Below are 263 nucleotides of genomic sequence, written 5' to 3' on the forward strand. Positions count from 1 at the left end.
TCGGAAGAGATGCTGGCTAGCGCTCAGAACGGACCGCGAGGTCGGCTTTCCGTTCAGTTGCCGATGGCGCTTGGAAGAATTGTTGTCTTGCCAGCCATCGACGACTTTCAAAAACGGTTCCCTGATCTGGAGCTGATGATCGGACTGGATGATCAATCCATTCACCCGCGCCATGAGAACCTCGACTGTACAATCCGCATGGGGGAACCTGAAGACCCAGGCGTCATCCAGCGCCGATTGTGTGATTTGGAGATAGTGACTGC

The 263-nt window shown here is 54.8% G+C and carries 1 protein-coding gene; it reads left to right on the forward strand.

Annotation, left to right across the window (positions count from 1 at the left end; all coding sequences use genetic code 11):
• Nucleotides 1-9: 9 nt before the first annotated feature.
• Nucleotides 10-263: LysR substrate-binding domain-containing protein (locus tag SB771_RS35070; RefSeq protein ID WP_410722053.1), on the forward strand; the 254-nt coding region annotated here is incomplete at its 3' end.

It is taken from the genome of Burkholderia sp. SIMBA_051, assembly GCF_046534915.1.
In the GTDB taxonomy this organism is placed as follows: Bacteria; Pseudomonadota; Gammaproteobacteria; order Burkholderiales; family Burkholderiaceae; genus Burkholderia; species Burkholderia ambifaria.